Below are 18,102 nucleotides of genomic sequence, written 5' to 3'. Positions count from 1 at the left end.
TCCGGGTGACGCCAACAACCTCGGAGCGCGCTTATGTCCACCGTCCTTATCACCGGCTGTTCCTCGGGCTTCGGCCTTGAGACGGCCAGACTGTTCCTAGAGAACGGCTGGAACGTCATCGCCACAATGCGGCAACCCAAAGCCGATAGCCTGCCCGCATCCGATAATCTCACGGTTCTGCCGCTCGACGTCACGAACCCGGACAGCATCGCAGCGACGCTGGCGCAGGCCGGCGACATCGACGTGCTGGTAAACAATGCAGGCTTCGGTGCCGCCGTGCCGATCGAGCTGATCGACCCGGCTACCGCTCGCCAGTTATTCGAAACGAACACGCTCGGGACACTGGCGATGGTGCAGGCTGTCTTGCCGGGTTTCCGCAAGCGTCGTAGCGGCACGGTCATCAACGTCACGTCTTCAACGACGCTCAGGCCTCTGCCGCTGGTCAGCGTTTATCGGGCGAGCAAAGCGGCAGTTGACGCGCTTACCGAGAGCCTCGCGGTCGAAATGCAACCATTCGACGTGCGCGTGCACATCGTGCTGCCTGGACGCTCGCCCGAGACGAGCTTCGGCAGCAACGCAATGCCGCATCTGCGCGGGCTCGATAACCCCGATTACAAACCTATGATCGAAGGTTTCATCACCCATGCTCGTGAGAACGGCAGCCCGGTCACACATGCAGTCGATGTCGCTGCGGCGGTCTGGCAGGCTGCCACCGATCCGAACGCGCCGCTTAGGATCGCGGCAGGTGCGGATGCCGTGCAGTGGATGTCTGCCGCCGAGTAAAAACTTATCGACTAAGCGAATGGCGGCTCCCATCATGAGCCGCCATTCGCGGAGCCGTCCCGGACTGGGCTTAAAATGGTCGGAAACGGCCAGGCATGCTCCTGTCGGAAAACACATGATTTCCGACACCCTGCGCGACAACCCTGTTTCCGCGATCGCCTTGTCGCTGAAAGTGATCGACAAACCCTGTCGCTTTGGTGCAGTGTACGAAAATACGGTTTTGGGGGTTTTCCGTACATGCTCGTTGGATACATGCGTGTTTCGTCCGCCGATGATCGTCAATCGGTGGATCTGCAGCGTGATGCACTTATCGCGGCGGGTGTCGACCCGCGGAACATTCATACCGACAAAGCTTCCGGCGCGCGGGACGATCGACCAGGCCTCAAAGGTTGCCTCGCCTATCTGGCTGAAGGTGACACACTGGTGGTGTGGAAACTTGACCGTCTCGGGCGCTCTTTGTCCCACCTCCTCTCGATCATAGCGGACCTGAAAGAGCGCGGCATCGCGTTCCGCTCGCTTACCGAGCAGATGGACACGACCACCCCCCACGGCGAGCTGCTGTTCTCCCTGTTCGGTGCCTTGGCACAGTACGAGCGAGCTTTGACGCGTGAGCGAGTAGTTGCCGGCCTTGCCGCAGCAAAGCGCCGAGGACGCAAGGGCGGGAGGCCGCCAACGATCGACGCGGAGAAGATGGAAGCGGTGATCCAAGCACTGGCATCCGGCACCAGCAAAGCGGCGGTGTGCCGGAATTTCGGCATCCCTCGGTCTACCCTCGTGGGCACGCTTGCTCGTACTGGATGGACGGGTCCTTCAGACGCGTAGCCGCGTCTGCTCACGCCCCACTTGCCGACGTTCGCGGCCTTTGTAATGTTTCCGCTGACGATAGGCCTACAGGGGATGGGTCACATGCATGAGCACAACGCAAATGAAGAGGTAGGCGATAGTGGGGAACGCCACCCCTTCGGCCGATATGCCTTTGGCCTATCAGCCGCGTGCCTCGTACCAACCTATGCGATTTATATCTATTTTTCGAAAACCTCGTATTCAGATTACGCGGTGATGTTCGCTATACTTTCGTCAATGACCATGGTCTTGATAGTCATATCCGAGCGCTTAATAGTGAAGTTTACAGCGTGGGTTCTCATTGCCGTTTTCACCGGGATAAACTGGTATTTCGCCTTAAAATTCATAAACCCCCGTGAGTTCCAACCGATTTTGATGCTGCCATTTTTGATGCCGGAAATGGTATTCTATAGATCACTACTGAATAAGTTCACAGGATTTCAGCAAAAGACATAGGTGGTGCCAAGCACAGCGAGACACGACGTGGCAAGGCGCTCTGGACATGTCGAGTTTTTGGTGAGGTCTCGGTAAAAGGCCCGCTGTCACCGTCTCAACCTCTTTCACATTATCACAATTTCGGCTTTCCACCCACTCTCCGCCACCCAGCGCCGCACCCGCGCCAGGAGCGGCCGTTCCGCTTTGGATGAAAAAGCTGCCGGTCTGCTTCCGCCCAGAGTCAGTCATTCAGGTTCGCGCTGGCGTTGCCCGGAAGCTGACGTTTGTTCACCCCCGCGGCGCCAGAGCCTCGATAATCCTGCACTCTGCGACGGTACCGCCGTCACAGGAGTCGATGACCGCCTTCAGCTCGCGACGAAGCGCCTTAAGGTCAGCGATCTTCCGATCCACTTCCCCAAGATGTTCGTTGGCAATTCGATCGATGCCAGCGCAATCGCAATCCCGATCGTCGGACAAACTGAGTAGCGCCCTCACCTGATCAAGCGAAAATCCCAGGTCGCGGGCGCGCCGAACGAAGGACAGGCGGCCCAGCTCCGCCTCGCCATAATTTCGATAGTTACCAGAAGTTCGAGGCGGCTTCGGCAAAAGACCGATGCGCTCGTAATAGCGGACCGTCTCGACCTTTGTGTTCGTCGCTTTGCTCAGATCGCCGATCGTCAGTGACACCCTTCACTCTCCGCCAAATCGGAGGCGCACACCGCCGTTGATAGTGCGGCCCTCCAAGGGCCCCCATGCATCGACGGTCCATGCCCCGTCCGGCGCACGCGTCGGCAACAGCAACGGGTTGTAGCGCGTCTGGCGGAAGTTCAGCAAGTTCTCGGCGTTGACGAACAGACTGACGTTTCCAAGCACAAGCTCGCCCATTGCCCCAAGTTCAACATAGGGCCGGCTCAGCGTTCGGTAGGGGTTGTCCTCCAATCCTTGCAGGCCGGTGTAATACGCCTCCAGACCTAGTCTCCCTCGTCCAGGCTTTTCCCAAACAGCTGTCAAGCCGGCGGTATCGCGTGGGGTAAGCGGAACGGTGCGGCGCCCGAAGCCATCGGGATTCGGCTCCTCGGCATTTGTGTGGACGTAACTTCCGGTCAGGGTGATTGCGTCCCAGCGATAGCGAAGTAGCAGTTCCGCGCCCCGCGTGCGGGTGGACCCGTCAGCGTTGGCCAGGGCGACACGATCAGTGGCGATGTCGCGGAGCTGCACGGCGTGGGCGATGTCGGAGCCAAAAAGAGTCAAGCTCGCCTCGATCGGCCCGCGCGCATAACCAAAGTCGATTGAAGCCGTGTTTGCAGTTTCGGCGCCAAGCCTTTGCAGCGGCTGAAGGCGGGACAAGCCGGCCGCCTCGATCTCTTCGACGAACGGTGTCGCAGCGTAGAAGCCGCGGCCGAGCGACGCGCGTACTGTCCATGGTCCTGGCTTGAACAACATCGAAATTCTCGGGCTCAAGTGCGAGCCATATTTGCTGTGATCGTCCCATCGTGCGCTACCCGCGAGCGTGAGGGCGGGAAGCACTTTCTGCTCGACCTGTGCGAACAGCGCGGGCACCCGATAGGTGTAGTTGAACGCGGGAAAAGTACGCGAACGATAGCTATCGACCTGATACGCCGCACCGGCCAGCCAGGTCGTTATACCGCCTTCACCGCCAAGCGACGTTTCTGCCAGCAATGTCTGGTGACGGTCGTTCTCTACGACGTCTCCGAAACGATGCCGGTGCGACTGGTTCACACCCGACGCGCGCAGATATAGCGTTCCGACGCCCTCGATGGGCGCTTGCGCGTTCAAGCCGCCATCTAAGCGGCGGCTGCGTTGGTCCTGGGCAAAGGCCTTGCCGTCGGACGCGACGCGGCCAGGGAGCGTCCCACCCTTACGCTGCTCGGTCATGGAGCCGAGCGTGACGAAGGCTTTGGCGCCGCTCGGCCCGTTCCAGAATAGGCGAGGCCGAACAGTCCAGCGATGATAGCCCGGGATGTTCGCCCAGCCATCGCCGTCCACGTCCTTCCGATCCTGTCGGTTGAAGCCACCTGTCAGCGAGTAGCTCAGCGTATCGGAGAGCGGGCCCGAATTGTAGCCGGTCACGTCCTGCCCACCCCGCGTCGTCGCGTTGAGCAACAGATCACCGGTTCGTTCGGGAGAGGGCCGACGCGACACCAGGTTGATGACGCCGCCCAAAGCGGAGGGGCCATAAAGGGCGGACGCCGCTCCTTTTATGATCTCCACCTGGCCAAGATCGGTCGGGGGGATTTGAAGCAAACCAAGTGAGGGCGTCTGACCACCGTAGAGCGGCAGACCGTCCGCTAGAACTTGCGTATAGCGCCCCTTCAATCCCTGCACCCGGACGTTCGAAGCACCCAAGCCGGGAGAGGTCACCTGTACGCGGAGGCCCGGCGTCTCGTTCACCAGCATGGCGATGTTACCCGGCGACATGAGGATCTTCTCTTCAATCTCCTCCCGGTCCAGCACTTCGACACGGATCGGTTCGTCTTGCACGCGCCGACCAGTACGGGTCGCCTGCACGATGATCTCCTCACCCTCTGGCTTTTCGGCTCCCGGATTATCTTGTGCGTGGACGGGCGTAGGCGCGAAGCATGCCGCGATCGAAAGAGCCGACGACGCCGTCAACGCACGCGCATGTGTTCTCAGCTGCAAGCGACTGTCCCTACTCTGCACCGGCCTGATGGTGCTTCCCGGGAGCGCCCATAAAGGCTGTAGCCCCTATAGGGTCAAGCTCTTCCTCGGGTAGACGCATCGGCAAAACGACGGCAGCTTCTGCCGGTTGAGGGCTGCAAAGCAGACGTTCCGCTTTCCACCCATTTTCGGCCCCTCAGCGGCCCGGCCGTGCCAGGAGCCGCCGTTCCGCTTCGGATGAAAAAGCTGCCGGTCCGCTCCCGCCCCGCTTTCGGCCGTAGGGCGGTAAACTACGATTGCCCCAAAGCCGACATTGGTCCAGCTTCGGTGCATGGCATCAGGCAATTACAAGGGTGTGAGGGCGGGGGCTATCGCATCTGGCTTCTTCGTTGCGGCCACCTCTTTTCTGGTGCTCTATTTCGTCACCCTGTTCTTCCTAGTCGCGCCGGAGGGTGGACCAGATGATGCTGATCGCGCAGGAATAGCGGTCGACCTCTGCTGGCTCGCGAGTGCGTTGGTAGCACTATGGCTTGGCTGGCGAACGAAGCGATATTTTGATCGGCGAGCAGGTCGCCGATAGGTTCGGTTACAAGCCGCCTTCGCCCGAAAGTGCCCGTCCGCTTTCCACCCATTTTCGGCCGCTCAGCGCCGCGCCCGTGCCGGGAGCCGCCGTTCCGCTTCGGATGAAAAAGCTGTCGGTCCGCTCCCGCCCAAAGTCGGTCATTTCTGTCGGCGCTCGTATCGTCCGAAAACGGCCTGGAGGCGGACGTTAGCCGATCAGTGGGATGGCACCCGACTTGCTAGTCCATTTGTCGAAGTTCGTTGGAGCACGTTATGATACCGTCGTTGCAAAGGTCTGCTGCCACTCACCTCGCCAATCGTAGAGCGCCGCCGTCGTAGCATATTCACGTAGATACGAGAGTTTGCCATCGCGTAGTGTGGCGATGGTTGCCCCGTCAAACCGCTTTTCCTCACCACGCCACCTGTAGTGGAAAGCCCATTCGGCAGTTTCACCCTCACCCGAGGTTCGTAGATCGCGGATCGTCCAGTCGATCACGCAGCCGTCCTCAGCCAGCCATCTCGACACCCATTGCGCTACACAATCGTGCCCGCGATAGATCGGTCCGAAGCTCTCAATGACGACGCAATCCGGAGCAAGCGTCGCGAGTATCGCGGCCACGTCGTGCGCCCGCCAGGCAGCGATATACTGCTCAAGTTGCATCATCAATGTGATCTCCTTCCTGTGGGTCTCTCCCTTATAAGGCTACCTGCGCCGCGTGCACGAGGCGAGCTTGAACGGCAGCTATCCCCGCCTCGGCTCCCGCAAGCTGCCGGTCTGCTTTCCACCCATTTTCAGCCGCTCAGCGCCGCGCCAGCGCCAGGAGCTGCCGGTCCGCTTTGGAGGAAAAAGCAGCCGGTCCGCTCCCGCCCCAATCCCAGTCATTCCACGGCCTAATCCTAGTACCCGAAATCCGACTTTCGTTTATGTTCGTGGATCGCGTGGGGGGAGGTGACCATGACATTACCGGCGTTCACTAACTTGGCGGCAGTGGCGGAAGAGCTTGCGAGCAGTGGGAACGTAAAACTTCGGGCGATGGTCACGCAGGCATGGCGCGCACAATCTTGTTTGGGTGACCTGAGGCAGGCGAGTGATTGCGTGGACGTCCTGCGGGATATGCTTAAGCGCCCGACTGAGCAGGACACACCCGTTCTGTTGACGGTGGAACGGTCGTTGATGGCGAATGCCATTATGCTTTATGCTCGTGCGACATCGACCAACGGGGACAAGGGTGAGCGCGGGTCCATCCAGCTATCAGAGAAGAAGCTGACGCCTGAGGATTGGGCCGACCACAGCGCCATTCTGGACGTGCGGAATCAAGCAGTGGCGCATGTCTACGGCTCACGAAAGCTCAGCAATCACGATTGGCACCGCTCGATTTTCTTCGCCGTGTATTCTGGTGAAGGGCGCTGGAAGCCGGCAAGCGCGTCAAATCAGACCAGCTTTCATGCAGACACCTTCGCGAAGCTGGAGCGGATGCTCCCCATTGCTCTTCGTGAGCTAAAAGCAAAATTTCATGAGCGGATGGACGCCGTAGCTAAAGTGGTCAACGTGGACGTAAAGGCGGCGGCATTGCTAAAGCACGTCTTTGATCCGGTTGCGGTGTTCGGCATCGAAGAAGCCGTTCGCATCCTTCTTGCTGACGCGGGACAGGGCGATACCGCTTTTTGGATCAATGAAAGCAGGCCTGCTTAGCCGTCGATATCAAGATCCTTGAAAAGCGCGTTATTTACCGGTCAGGAACAGTCGCTGACTCGCTTTTCTTCCTGGAAGCCGCCGGTTTGAAATCCACGATTTTTCGCCATGGCGGCTTGCGCGATTGCAGTCTCTTGAAGACGCGATAGAAAGAAAACGTAGGTGGGTACGCCCTGGCCATCCAAGTAGCATAACCACTGGGGCTAACGACGCAGGGGTATAATGGCAAAACCGATCCCAATTCACGTAAGATCTCGCGCGGGGCAAATGGCGGGAACCGCATTCGTGGTCACTGACGGAAATTCGTCTTGGCTTACAACAAGTGTTCACTGCGTTTCTCATATGATTAACACCCCGCCGGTTGCCACCTTATTCAGGAACGCTGCGATCTCGGTAGTTGGGCGGGAACTTGAAATTGAACTCACCGACCGTGAATATAGGCCGCGCTATACCGTCGTTGAAAACAAGCAATTCGGCTTTCTTGTCGATGCCATGACTATAAAGCTCGACGCGATAGAAGCGGCGCGGCTGGCGCCTTTCGGCGCTTTTGACTTGCGTGAAGTGGAAGCACCATATATCGGTCAAGAGGTAACTATTCATGGGTTTCCTGGCTTGAATACGGAGTTGATAGACTCCACTGATATTACTGCGACGGTGGACCAGGTCGTCGGAATATCTATCGGGTTGGACAAACCTAGCGCAATTGGCCTGTCTGGCGGTCCGATCACAGCGGCAGGCAGGCTCATTGGCTTGATCCACGGAGATGTCGGGACGGAAGGCAACTTCCGTAGCGGGATAGGAGTGTTTTTTGCAGGACAGTTGAGGGCCGCGCTTTTCCGCTAATGTGGGGGGGCGGCGGAGTGGCCGCTTCCCACCCATTTTCAGCCGCTCAGCGCCTCGCCTGACCCAGGAGCTGCCGTTCCGCTTCGAATGGAAAAGCAGCCGGTCTGCTCCCGCCCCACTAGCGGAAGGTCTGAAGTGTCTCGCTCAAATGTGGTAAGGTGAGCCAGCGGACCTAGGCGCGCGACCACCCGAAGTGACGACGCAGTTTCCGCTGGCTCGCGTCCTTCATATCACCCTGCGCGCTTCTTGTAAGGTTCAAATCAAAAGGCCGCCGCCGATCAACGGGTCCGTGACCTTCCTATGTCCGCTCTCCACCCACTCTCGGCCATTCAGTCGGGCGGTCCTGCCGAGAGCTACCGCTGCACTCTGGCGGTCGTTTGCGGGGCGCATGTACGACAAACAGGTGTTATTCGGGTCGCCAAGCTCTCCCCTGCTTGGGTGGGAGCACGTCAGATAGCGTGATCAGAATGCCGCCACATAGCGCAGGCGTTTACGCCCTCGAGCTAGCCGATGAGCATTGTGCTTCATTCTCACAACTCGGTGTGGAACGCGCCCTTCAAGAAAGCCATTTTGAGAACGGCTTTTGAGAGTCCGGCGGCGGCGGTTTCGCAGCACTTGCTCGAGTGGGGCTCGCCCTCCCCTCCCCTGCTCACCAAGCGTTCCCTTTTGGGAAGGCTAAATCGGTCGCTTTTCTACCGTGTAGATGTCAGCCCTGATTGGCACGGCCCGTAAGCGGTAAATGGCACTCCCGGCGCAGCGGAAATCACCTGTTTGTCGTACATTCCTGTCGACAACAGGGTTTTCCGCCAATCCGCCGCCGGCATTGGCCGGCATCGGGACTTTTCTGCCATTCGCCAGCGACGTGTCGAACGGCGGGTCTGGCCAAGAGCCGACATCCGGCTTCTGCATAACCGGTATCACCGAACGACAAAGATCGGGTCGGTTGCAGACAAGCAGCTTTAGGGCGGAATGGTGCCGAAGCAGACGTTCGAGACAGAGCATCTCGTTTACACCGAGAGGACTTAGCGCCTTCCCGCTCAGCAGCGGGCCGCTGTCTGAGCCATCCCTGGAGCGCCCGGCGGTGCACCACGGCCCTGGTGCGCCGCCCGACGCTCGTTTGAGTTTCTTTCGTTCACATGGCGCCCTCCATGGGTGACCCTATCGGGAGTGGACCTTCAACGAGAACATTATAGCAAGCCGTGTGCCAATTCGAATCCCTCGCACGAGATTGGTGTCCTCCCCGCTCGCGCCGAAAAAATTGCCAATTAGTCGTGAAATTCGCCGCAAGATGGCAGGGCCGCTAGGGCTGCAATGATTGGCAGGTGATCGGCAACATGTCGCCGGCCGTTGGAGCGTTAGGCTCTCGACCAAGCGTGGGGTAATGCAATATCAATCTAAGCGAAGCGCTTAGATGGGTGGGGCATGGATATAAAAACTGCGGTCGAGCTATCCGACGCTAAAGAGGCGATGCGGCAGTTGCTCGCCGAGCAGGTTGGTACCGAACAGCGCAACGAAGCGGATACGCGGTTTCATCTGATCGACGTCCTCATCCAAGGCTTGTTTGGGTGGTCTCGTGACCAAATTCGGTTAGAGCGTGCACAAGGGCGAACATACACCGACTATGAACTCGGTTCGCCAACCCTGGCCATCTGGGAGGCGAAGGCCGAAGGGAGGGTCTTTTCGATCCCAGTGCGGACACGTCGAGGGATGATCCATGAGATTAGCTCCATCGCGATCGCCTCGGACGATGCGCGTGAAGCGATCGTTCAGGTTAATAGATACTGCCTAGACCGCGGCGCCGACATTGCTGTCGCAACGAACGGACACCAACTCGTGGCGTTCTGCCCGAGAGAGCCAGATCTCACCGCCACCATCCCGGGCAAGTGCCTCGTCGTATCGAGCCTCGATGACCTAGATCGCAATCTCGACCGCCTCTGGGACTTCCTCTCGCCGGAAGGTCTTCGCCAAGGTATTCTTCGCAGCTTCCTCGAAAGGATGTCGGCGCCAAGCGCTCCGAAGAGGCTGTCTTCCATAATTCCGAACTATCCTCAGTATATCCAACCATCTGCTCTGCAGCAATCGCTTGCGAGTATGGCGCACCTTCTACTTATCAATGTGGAGTTGCAGAAAGATATAGAACAGCAATTCTTTGAGGAGTGCTATTGTGAAAGTGGTGCGCTCTCCCAACATGCTCTCTTAAGCAAGCAAATGCTGAACGCTCGATATGCCTCTCTCTTTCCGGCAGAGGAGGCATCCCCGCGTGTCGAGCCCGTTATGGCAAAGCCAGGCAAGCCCCTGCTGACGCCTGAAGTTCTTTCCGACGCGATATCCAACAGACCTATAGTTCTTCTAGGAGATGTAGGGGTCGGTAAGTCGTCATTCTTAAAGCATCTTATGTATGTCAGTGCGTATGACGAGTTTCAGCATGCTCTCTACATCTATGTCGATCTGGGGCGTACCGGAGCACTATCTTCGGATCTGAAGGAAGTTGTGCTCGATCAGGTGGAATCCGCACTCTTGGAAGAGTACAACGTCGACATATTTGAAGCCGGCTTTGTAAAAAGCGTCTACAAACAAGAAATAAAGAGATTTGATCGAGGTATATACGGCTCTCTGCAGGTTTCCAATCCTCAAGAGTACGGCCGCCATTTGCTAGAGATGCTCGCAAAAAGGCAGGATGATCGCGCTTCTCACGTCAAGGCCGCTATTGGGTTCCTGGCGAAGGAGAAGAGGAAGCAAATTATCATTGCTCTGGACAACTCGGATCAGAGGGATTCTGAAACGCAGGCGGAGGCGTTCATCATCGCGCAGACGATGGCGTCGGATTGGCGAGCAACAGTTTTCGTGTCGATGCGCCCGCGAACCTTCTATCAGTCCAAACGCTCTGGCGCACTATCAGCGTATCCCCATCGAGTTTTCACAATTGCGCCGCCGCGCATCGATGCCGTAGTGCGTAAGCGGTTACAATTTGCGCTTGACGTCGCCGAGGGTCGGAGGAGCCTTGAGTCTCTTTCCCAAATTCGATTGAACCTCAGCAACGTAGCCGCATTTCTCCAGGTGATAATGCACACGGTTGACAACAGTGACGAGGTCAATCTTTTTCTAGAGAATATTACGGGTGGCAATATTCGATTGCTAATCGAGTTAATAGCTAACCTGATGGGGTCGCCAAACATGGACGCTGAGGCCGTCGTTCGCGTGTTGGAGCGGGAGGGGAATTATATTATCCCTACCCATGATTGGTGGAAAGTTGCAATAAAGGGTGATTTTAGGTATTTTGATCCTTCGCGCTCACTATCAGCAAATATCTTTTCGGTGTTTTCGCCCGATAAGAAAGAGCACTTCCTACTGCCTCTGATCTTGGCCTACTTGGACGCAAGCGGTAAACATCGTAATTCCGAAGGTTTCGTAAGCTACGCGGACCTTACGCGGGAGATGCAGGTTTGGGGATTTAGGGCCACCTCAATTGAGTCCGCCATTCGTCTCGCTAATAATATGCGCCTCGTAGAATCCAACCGGCGGGTTACGTTTGATGAGGACGAGGCCGGCCTCTACGGCACCCTTCCAGATCTATGGAGGATAAACACCGTTGGCGCTTATCACTTGAGAATTTGGTGCACAACATTCCCATACTTAGAGGCTATTGCCGTTGATATTCCTTTATTTGACGAGGAGCTCTTCGACTCGTTAGCTGAGCACTATCGCTCTGGCGCCCTCAGGGACAGGTTTGAGAGGGCGGCGGCCGTCAGGGATTATCTGACCGAGATCTGGCTCTCGAGCTCCATATCGGCCGAGTACTTCAGTTGGGAGGCGGCATGCGCGGTTGGAGAGTCTACGTTCGCGAGGGTCCAGCGGTTTCTGGATCGAGCCACCGCGTGAGCATTGGGCTTCCATAGCCGGACGCTCTGCTCTGCTAATGTTCCGACTCGGCGCAGTCAGGGCCGCACCATGAAGATCATGCTTCCCACTGAGCGGCGCGCGCGCCTGACCGAGCTGGTGCGCCAGCGTAAAGCGTGTCGAAGGGAACTCTCGCGCTTCATGGGGCGAGGTGCCGGGCACCTCTCGAACTACCTAACTCCCAGCGTGCCCTACGACCCGGCCGAGCGCGATCGCGAGCGGCTGGCCCGGTACTTCGGAGTCGACAAGGAAACGCCGCGGCCTACGGTGCCCAAGCTGCGGCACCGACCAGGCTACAGGGCGAGAGTCTTCGTGACGTCAATTTCGTAGCCCGCCTGTCGCATTTCGTGGACTAGGCTAATCTTCCAAGTGTCGTCCGCGCCAATCGGCGTCCACACCACACCCGCCCCGCACGCTTCCCGATGCGTAGGATCGCGAAGTCGGCGCACTCCTGCGGGAGAAGAAGGCGCCTTGCAGCCTATCCGGTTGATCTAAGCCCACCGACCGCCTTCGCCCCATAAGTGGCCATAAGACCAAAGGCAGCTTTTGGGATTGCGCCGAGCGTCAGCGAACGGCCGAGATTGGGCGTAAAGCCGACCGGCTGGTTTGCGCAACACGAATGGCGGATTTCAGGAAGAGCCGCCGCTCAGGTCAACAATGCTGAATTTCTTGAGCTGGTCGGCACAAGCCCTAAAGCCATTCGTCCGCAATCTCGTCCGCGAGCGTTCTACAGATGGCCATGTGGCCATCAAAGAACGACCATGGAGACGCCTGAAACCGAACGCAACGCCACCAAACGCGCGGTCTGTGACGTGATGGGGTGTACGGCCCCCGCACCAGCGTAGCTGTGCAATGATGCGGTCGTTGAGTGAGGTCCCCCGGTTTCTCATCCAGTCTGGGCGTGAGTATCCGGCGTTCATTCCGCGGCGATCTCGGCCGCGGCGGCAGCATATTCGACCGGCGGCAGCCACCCAAGCGATGTGTGAGGACGGCTCTCGTTATAGTCCCGGCGCCAGGCCTCGATCTTGGCCCGGGCATCGGCCAGCGACAGGAACCAGTGCGCGTTCAGGCACTCGTCGCGCAAGCGACCATTGAACGATTCCACAAGGCGTTGTCGGTAGGTTTGCCCGGCCGGCTGAAGTCCAGCGTGACGCCGTTCTCGTACGCCCAGCGGTCGAGCGCCTTGGAGATGAACTCCGGTCCGTTGTCCACGCGAATGGTCTTGGGAGCGCCGCGGATCGAGGAGATCCGCGCCATCGTCGCAACCACCTGCTCGCCCTTGATGCCCTGGTCAACATCGATCGCCAGCGCCTCGCGCGTGAAGGTGTCGACCACCGTCAGCGCTCGCAAGCGCCGGCCATCGAACAGGGCGTCGGACACGAAGTCCATCGACCACATCTCGTTGGCAGCCGATGCCGCGGGTTGCCGCACTCGGTTGGCGGCGCTGACGTTGCGCCGGGGCTTCTTGAGCCGAAGGCTCAGTCCATCCTCCCGATAGAGCCGATATACACGCTTGTGGTTCACGACCCATCCTTCCCTGCGCAGCAGGATGTAGATGCGGAAATAGCCGTAGCGCGTCCGCGTCGCCGCCAGATCACGGATGCGCATCACCAGCGGCGTCTGGTCCGGTCGGTGCGAGATGTACCGCACCGACGACCGCTCGACGCCCAACGCCGAGCAACTGCGCCGCTCGCTAATGCCGTGGGACGCCTGGACGTGCGCGACGATCGCGCGCCGCCGTCCAGGCGTCAGAGCTTTTTTGCCAGCACATCCTGCAGGATATGCTTGTCGAGACTCAGGTCGGCGACCAGCTGTTTCAGCTTCCGGTTCTCCTCCTCCAGCTGCTTCACTCGCCGCAGCTCGCCCACGCCCAGGCCGCCATACACCTTCTTCCAGCGGTAGAAGGTCTGCTCCGAGATCCCCATCCGGCCGATCACCTCCGCAACCGGCGTGCCCGTCTCCGCCTGCTTCAGCGCAAACGCAATCTGCTCTTCTGTGTACCGCGATTTCTTCATGTCCCAGCTCCTTGCCAAAAGGCTTCAAAGGGCCGGAAAACTCTCGCTCAAAACGGGCCAAAAAACAGGGAGGACGTCACCGAGATCGAGCGTCAGCTCACTCCTTTAGGATTCTCGGGACCCGACAGTTCGATGGTAGTCGCGATCTTCGCATCGTCAGCTGCTATCACTTAATCGAAGCGCCGGAGCATTCCTCATCGAACAGGCTTTAACCCGACGAAACAATCTACCCGCGCTGAAGAGTCCTATTGCTTAACATCTCACCATGTAGCATCTTCAATAAAAGTGCGTTTTCCTGAACAAGGTCAGATGAGGTCTGCTAGCATGACATGGCATCTCAGCGATCCACCCGATGACTTTGCCAGCTTACCTGAGTGGATAAGCTCCATCGCCAGAACACATAAATTTCCTTCCTTCCAGGAATTTATGACCGTAATTGGCTTTGAAGAATGTAGTTATCAGCGAACCTTCTACGATCCGCCCGCGGATTTGATTGACTTCATTTCGATCAAGACAGGACAACCTCGGTCCAATGTCGAGTGCCGCACATCATATTTTTTGAACGAGCTACCACAGCTCATTCACGACGATTACATAGGAGCAAAGCCTCGAGCAAGTGTTTCGGTCATCTCAAAAAGAGATTACGTGTTTCATGAAAAACGGAAAGGACTAACCGCTTTAAGTACTGACGTATTGATTGTAGACGAAATTCGAAACGAGTCCGACTATAAATTTTACGCGCAAAATTGCGACCTTTCTCAGTTTCGTGGCTGCAATATTCTATTTCCCACAACAGCCATACTGCCAAACAGCAATCTACAAGCCGTCAGTATGATAAAGCGATATCTAGAAAGCGACGTTATAATTGGCATTTTGGGTAGCTTTATGCTATATACTCCGGCATTCCTGCGCGGGCTCATATTTCGAATGATGGAGACAAGGATGGCGAATAGGGAAGCAAAATTATTGGATGGTCCGCAAAAGCCAAGGCGCAAAAAAGAAAGGAGCACTTAGCCCGCGCGGTAGCACCATCGCTCCTTTTGAAATATATCTCAGCTACGTTTCGAGGTTACTAGAATGGCGCCGAAGTCCCACTCGAAGAGTGCTGAAGCGCCAAGCTTTTATGTCCATCTTCACTTTGGCCGCGAGGTTCGCTGAAAGCCCTTCAGAGCGCAGAATAGGATCGAACTCTGCTGAAAGGGTCACTCAACAGCGTATCAATGCAGAGATCTGGGATGTCAAAAAGGCTAGACGGATTGCAAGCCCGCTGCTTCTGGCATCCTGCCTAGAATTTGAGCCCGCCGAGTTACAGCTCCGCGCAGGCTCAGGATGGTGTATCTTTCGACCACACGTTTGAAGATATTTCCTCATAGCTCGTGTAGCCGCAAGGTACAAGCACAGCGCGGGCTCAGAAAACGCAAATGATCCCCGAACCATTGTTTGTGATATCTTCTATTGACGAACGAAGATGATATCACATCTAGCTTCGGGGGGGGGAAGCGGCACGCCGAGTTTCTTCTACGACCTTGATAAAAAGATGATCGGCCGTCGCCGAACCCGTTGCATCCGCGCAGTCTCCACTGCAATCCAACATGCTCCACTGCAATCCAACATGCTCTACTGCAATCCAACATAGAAATCTTACACCCGCCGCCGGTCAGAGCCGCCATCGAGGCGGAGTGATGGGGGGCGCGGAACGGCCGGGTGCGGGTCAGCCGCCCGCCCTGCAGCGTCCCCGCGACCGAAGCGACCATCGACACTTCCAGCGCCTCGGCGGCCTCGAGCGGCGGCAGGATCCCCGGCAGGCACGCCGCCATCAGCGACTTGCCCGCCCCCGGGGGACCTACGAACAGCAGGTTGTGCCCGCCCGCCGCCGCGATCTCCAGCGCGCGCTTGGCGGTCTCCTGCCCCTTCACCTGGGCGAGGTCCGGCCCCTGCCCCGGCGGGTCGACCTCGCCCGGCATCGGGTTCGCGAGCAGCTGGTTGCCCTTGAAGTGGTTGAGCAGGCTGATCAGGTCGGGTGCGGCGAGCACCTCCACCTGCCCCGCCCAGCTCGCCTCGGGCCCCTGCGCGGCGGGGCAGACCAGCCCCTTGCCCGCCTCGGCCGCATGCATCGCTGCGAGCAGCACCCCCGGTGACGGCGCGATCCGCCCGTCGAGCGCGAGTTCGCCCACCACGACATAGCCGGCGATCGTCTCGGCATCGACCACGCCCATCGCCGCGAGCAGCGCCAGCGCGATCGGCAGGTCGAAATGCGATCCTTCCTTGGGCAGATCGGCGGGCGAGAGGTTGAGGACGATATGCTTGGGCGGTAGCGCGAGGCCGATCGCGGCCATCGCGGCGCGGACCCGCTCGCGGCTTTCCGCCACCGCCTTGTCGGGCAGGCCGACGACGACCCTTGTAGGGACAGTTGACCCACAGAGGGCGGGGAGCCAAAGCGGTTGAGCTTGGCGCGTTTCTCGGGGGCCGAGGCATCTATGAGTTACCGAGACGAACATTGGTTGGAAATGGACATGGACAGCACGGCGGGTGGGCGCCCTCGGAAAGCTTACTCCTACATCAGGTTCAGCACGCCCGAGCAGGGCAAGGGGGACAGCTTCCGGCGCCAGCACGAGCTAGCAAAGCAGTACGCCCAGAAGCATGGACTGGAACTGGACGAGACGCTCACATTCCATGACGTCGGGCGTTCGGGTTACCGTGGCGCAAACTACAAGGCCGGTAGGCTAGCCGTGTTCATGGAGGCGGTCGCAGCCGGACACGTAGAGCCCGGCTCGGTGCTCCTGGTGGAACAGCTAGACCGCATCAGCCGAATGGACCCGCTGGACGCAATCGATGTCCTTCGTGACATCCTGCGGCACGGCGTGACGGTGGTGACGATCAGCGACGGCCGGGAGTACACTCGGGAGTCTCTGAAGAAGGACTTCACGTCTCTGATTATGGCCGTGGTGCTCTTCATGCGGGCTAATGAGGAAAGCCGTACGAAGTCAGAGCGCGGCAGCGCCGCATGGGGGAACAAGATGGCGCAGATTGGCTCGAAGCCCCTCACCTCAATGACGCCCGCTTGGATCGCCTTGGACGATGCGACATGCAAGCTGGAACTGATCGACGATCGCGCCACCCTTGTTCGCCGCATTTTTGAGATGGCAATCGGTGGCACTGGCGTAGAGGCGATAGCGAACACGTTCAACGCCGAAGGGATCGACACGTGGGCGCGAGGGAAGCGCAAGGCCAAGATGTGGCACCGGTCCTATATCGCTCGCATCATCAAGAACCCCGCTGTCCTGGGAGAAATCACCCTCCACCGCACCTCGCATGATGAAGAAGGTGTGATGTCGCGGGTGCCTCAAGAGACGGTGAGGGACTACTATCCGCCTGTGGTAACTCAGGAGATCTTCAGAGAAGCCAACGCCGCTACATCTGCACGGGGCGACCGCGTCCGTGCTCCGAGGGCGCTGTTCCCCACGCAGAACTTGCTGGCTGGGCTGACTGTTTGCCCAAAGTGCGGGGGCAGCATGGTCCGTGTGATGAAGGGCAAGCGCTCGTACCCCAGCTTGGTCTGCTCGATGGCGAAGGCGGGCAAGGCGTGTGAGTACCGATCCGTAAGGTACTCTCTGATCGAAGAGCGTTTACTGAAGGACCTTCCCGCAAGGCTGCGGCAGCGCGAGGGCTTGGACGCGACCGATGGTGACCTTGCAGTCCGTATCGCCGAAACGGAGGATCGCCTTAGCCACGTTAGCGACGACATCGGGCGCTTGGTCGATGATCTGGCTGCGGAGGACGATGAGAATGTTCGTCGCATTCTGCGCCAAAAGCTGCGGCAGCTCGCCGAGGCGCGTAAGGACCAAAGCGAAGAGCTGGAGCGCCTGAGGAAACTAAATGTCGCCGCTGACCACACCATCATCGCCGCGAGGGTCGATCGCGCCATCGAAGCTCTTGGCCAGACTCACGGCGAAATGGACCGAGCGGCTGCCAATCAAGCACTCCGAACGCTGTTCAGCCGGGTCATTATCAACTGGCCAGATGGGACCATAGATTTTGAGTGGAAGGCTGGCGGCCTGTGCCGGATCACTTACGCCATCCTTTTTGATGTACAAGAGTCCAACAATCATGAATCGAACTTGGAGCAGGCGTCGTGATGTCCCCCAAAACGGTAGCCTCCTCCGATCGCCTGACCATCCACATACCCGAGAATGACATGGTCGCAGAACTCATGGGCGATGGGCTGATCGTCGTTGATCAGGCGGAGCCAGGAAGAAAAATGCGACAGCGCGTAGTTCTTACCGAGGACGACCTTGAGCTTCTGTTGGCCAAGCTGCGCGGCTAACTAGGCGTCTGGTCGATAAAATACCCCCGGCACCCGAAGAGGGCGCTGGGGGCAATTAGCTTCTGGTT

General features: G+C 58.5%; 12 protein-coding genes and 2 pseudogenes. 9 read left to right on the top strand and 5 right to left on the bottom strand.

Features of this window, described 5'->3' with window-relative positions; translation table 11 throughout:
* Nucleotides 1–33: 33 nt before the first annotated feature.
* Together ABIC65_RS16690 and ABIC65_RS16685 are read left to right on the top strand one after the other, a co-directional pair.
* Complete coding sequence (locus ABIC65_RS16690; protein ID WP_354310225.1) at nucleotides 34–783, top strand: SDR family oxidoreductase; 750 nt, start codon at nucleotides 34–36, stop codon at nucleotides 781–783.
* A gap of 237 nt (nucleotides 784–1,020) precedes the next feature.
* Nucleotides 1,021–1,605, top strand: coding sequence for a recombinase family protein (locus tag ABIC65_RS16685; RefSeq protein WP_354310224.1), 585 nt, complete (start codon nucleotides 1,021–1,023; stop codon nucleotides 1,603–1,605).
* A gap of 744 nt (nucleotides 1,606–2,349) precedes the next feature.
* On the opposite strand, the gene ABIC65_RS16680 is transcribed toward ABIC65_RS16685, so the two are convergent.
* The 3 genes from ABIC65_RS16680 to ABIC65_RS16670 all read right to left on the bottom strand — a co-directional run bounded on the left by ABIC65_RS16680 (nucleotide 2,350) and on the right by ABIC65_RS16670 (nucleotide 5,926).
* On the bottom strand, nucleotides 2,350–2,748 hold the full coding sequence (locus ABIC65_RS16680; protein ID WP_354310223.1) for a MerR family transcriptional regulator: 399 nt from the start codon (nucleotides 2,746–2,748) through the stop codon (nucleotides 2,350–2,352).
* A 3-nt stretch (nucleotides 2,749–2,751) separates the two neighbouring features.
* Nucleotides 2,752–4,590: a TonB-dependent receptor plug domain-containing protein gene (locus tag ABIC65_RS16675; RefSeq protein WP_354310222.1), complete on the bottom strand. Its 1,839-nt coding sequence runs from the start codon at nucleotides 4,588–4,590 to the stop codon at nucleotides 2,752–2,754.
* A 943-nt stretch (nucleotides 4,591–5,533) separates the two neighbouring features.
* Complete coding sequence (locus ABIC65_RS16670) at nucleotides 5,534–5,926, bottom strand: nuclear transport factor 2 family protein (RefSeq protein WP_354310221.1); 393 nt, start codon at nucleotides 5,924–5,926, stop codon at nucleotides 5,534–5,536.
* Between the two features lie 291 nt (nucleotides 5,927–6,217).
* On the opposite strand from ABIC65_RS16670, the gene ABIC65_RS16665 reads away from it, so the two are divergent.
* The 4 genes from ABIC65_RS16665 to ABIC65_RS16650 all read left to right on the top strand — a co-directional run bounded on the left by ABIC65_RS16665 (nucleotide 6,218) and on the right by ABIC65_RS16650 (nucleotide 12,025).
* Nucleotides 6,218–6,955, top strand: coding sequence for a hypothetical protein (locus ABIC65_RS16665; RefSeq protein WP_354310220.1), 738 nt, complete (start codon nucleotides 6,218–6,220; stop codon nucleotides 6,953–6,955).
* Between the two features lie 342 nt (nucleotides 6,956–7,297).
* Nucleotides 7,298–7,798 (top strand): hypothetical protein, encoded by a 501-nt coding sequence (locus tag ABIC65_RS16660; protein WP_354310219.1) that lies wholly within the window; start codon nucleotides 7,298–7,300, stop codon nucleotides 7,796–7,798.
* 1,422 nt (nucleotides 7,799–9,220) lie between these two features.
* The gene (locus tag ABIC65_RS16655; RefSeq protein ID WP_354310218.1) at nucleotides 9,221–11,677 is read left to right on the top strand and encodes a hypothetical protein; all 2,457 of its coding nucleotides are present in this window, start codon (nucleotides 9,221–9,223) and stop codon (nucleotides 11,675–11,677) included.
* A 69-nt stretch (nucleotides 11,678–11,746) separates the two neighbouring features.
* On the top strand, nucleotides 11,747–12,025 hold the full coding sequence (locus ABIC65_RS16650; RefSeq protein ID WP_354310217.1) for a hypothetical protein: 279 nt from the start codon (nucleotides 11,747–11,749) through the stop codon (nucleotides 12,023–12,025).
* A 586-nt stretch (nucleotides 12,026–12,611) separates the two neighbouring features.
* On the opposite strand, the pseudogene ABIC65_RS16645 reads toward ABIC65_RS16650, so the two are convergent.
* A pseudogene (locus ABIC65_RS16645) lies at nucleotides 12,612–13,710 on the bottom strand (IS3 family transposase).
* A gap of 324 nt (nucleotides 13,711–14,034) precedes the next feature.
* Between ABIC65_RS16645 and ABIC65_RS16640 the strand changes: the two are divergent.
* Nucleotides 14,035–14,724 carry a hypothetical protein gene (locus ABIC65_RS16640; protein WP_354310216.1) on the top strand — a complete coding sequence of 230 codons (690 nt, stop codon included), beginning with the start codon at nucleotides 14,035–14,037 and terminating at the stop codon, nucleotides 14,722–14,724.
* A 599-nt stretch (nucleotides 14,725–15,323) separates the two neighbouring features.
* Here the strand turns inward: ABIC65_RS16640 and ABIC65_RS16635 are convergent.
* Nucleotides 15,324–16,118: pseudogene (locus ABIC65_RS16635) on the bottom strand (ATP-binding protein); the annotation flags it as partial.
* A 105-nt stretch (nucleotides 16,119–16,223) separates the two neighbouring features.
* Between ABIC65_RS16635 and ABIC65_RS16630 the strand changes: the two are divergent.
* Nucleotides 16,224–17,846, top strand: a complete 1,623-nt coding sequence (locus ABIC65_RS16630; protein ID WP_354310215.1) for a recombinase family protein — start codon at nucleotides 16,224–16,226, stop codon at nucleotides 17,844–17,846.
* Nucleotides 17,846–18,034, top strand: coding sequence for a hypothetical protein (locus ABIC65_RS16625; RefSeq protein ID WP_354310214.1), 189 nt, complete (start codon nucleotides 17,846–17,848; stop codon nucleotides 18,032–18,034). The genes ABIC65_RS16630 and ABIC65_RS16625 overlap by 1 nt, the downstream gene beginning before the upstream one ends.
* The last annotated feature ends 68 nt before the right edge of the window (nucleotides 18,035–18,102 follow it).

It is taken from the genome of Sphingomonas trueperi (assembly GCF_040545665.1).
Taxonomy (GTDB): Bacteria; Pseudomonadota; Alphaproteobacteria; order Sphingomonadales; family Sphingomonadaceae; genus Sphingomonas; species Sphingomonas trueperi_B.
The sequence above is the reverse complement of the archived record's forward strand: the minus strand, read 5'-3'. Positions and strand labels throughout refer to the sequence as shown.

Bases quoted from the DNA above. Each gene is read 5' to 3' on its own strand.
- ABIC65_RS16690 (WP_354310225.1), top strand. From the start codon at position 34: ATGTCCACCGTCCTTATCACCGGCTGTTCCTCGGGCTTCGGCCTTGAG.
- ABIC65_RS16685 (WP_354310224.1), top strand. From the start codon at position 1,021: ATGCTCGTTGGATACATGCGTGTTTCGTCCGCCGATGATCGTCAATCG.
- ABIC65_RS16670 (WP_354310221.1), bottom strand. From the start codon at position 5,926: ATGATGCAACTTGAGCAGTATATCGCTGCCTGGCGGGCGCACGACGTG.
- ABIC65_RS16665 (WP_354310220.1), top strand. From the start codon at position 6,218: ATGACATTACCGGCGTTCACTAACTTGGCGGCAGTGGCGGAAGAGCTT.
- ABIC65_RS16660 (WP_354310219.1), top strand. From the start codon at position 7,298: ATGATTAACACCCCGCCGGTTGCCACCTTATTCAGGAACGCTGCGATC.
- ABIC65_RS16655 (WP_354310218.1), top strand. From the start codon at position 9,221: ATGGATATAAAAACTGCGGTCGAGCTATCCGACGCTAAAGAGGCGATG.
- ABIC65_RS16650 (WP_354310217.1), top strand. From the start codon at position 11,747: ATGAAGATCATGCTTCCCACTGAGCGGCGCGCGCGCCTGACCGAGCTG.
- ABIC65_RS16640 (WP_354310216.1), top strand. From the start codon at position 14,035: ATGACATGGCATCTCAGCGATCCACCCGATGACTTTGCCAGCTTACCT.
- ABIC65_RS16630 (WP_354310215.1), top strand. From the start codon at position 16,224: ATGGACAGCACGGCGGGTGGGCGCCCTCGGAAAGCTTACTCCTACATC.
- ABIC65_RS16625 (WP_354310214.1), top strand. From the start codon at position 17,846: ATGTCCCCCAAAACGGTAGCCTCCTCCGATCGCCTGACCATCCACATA.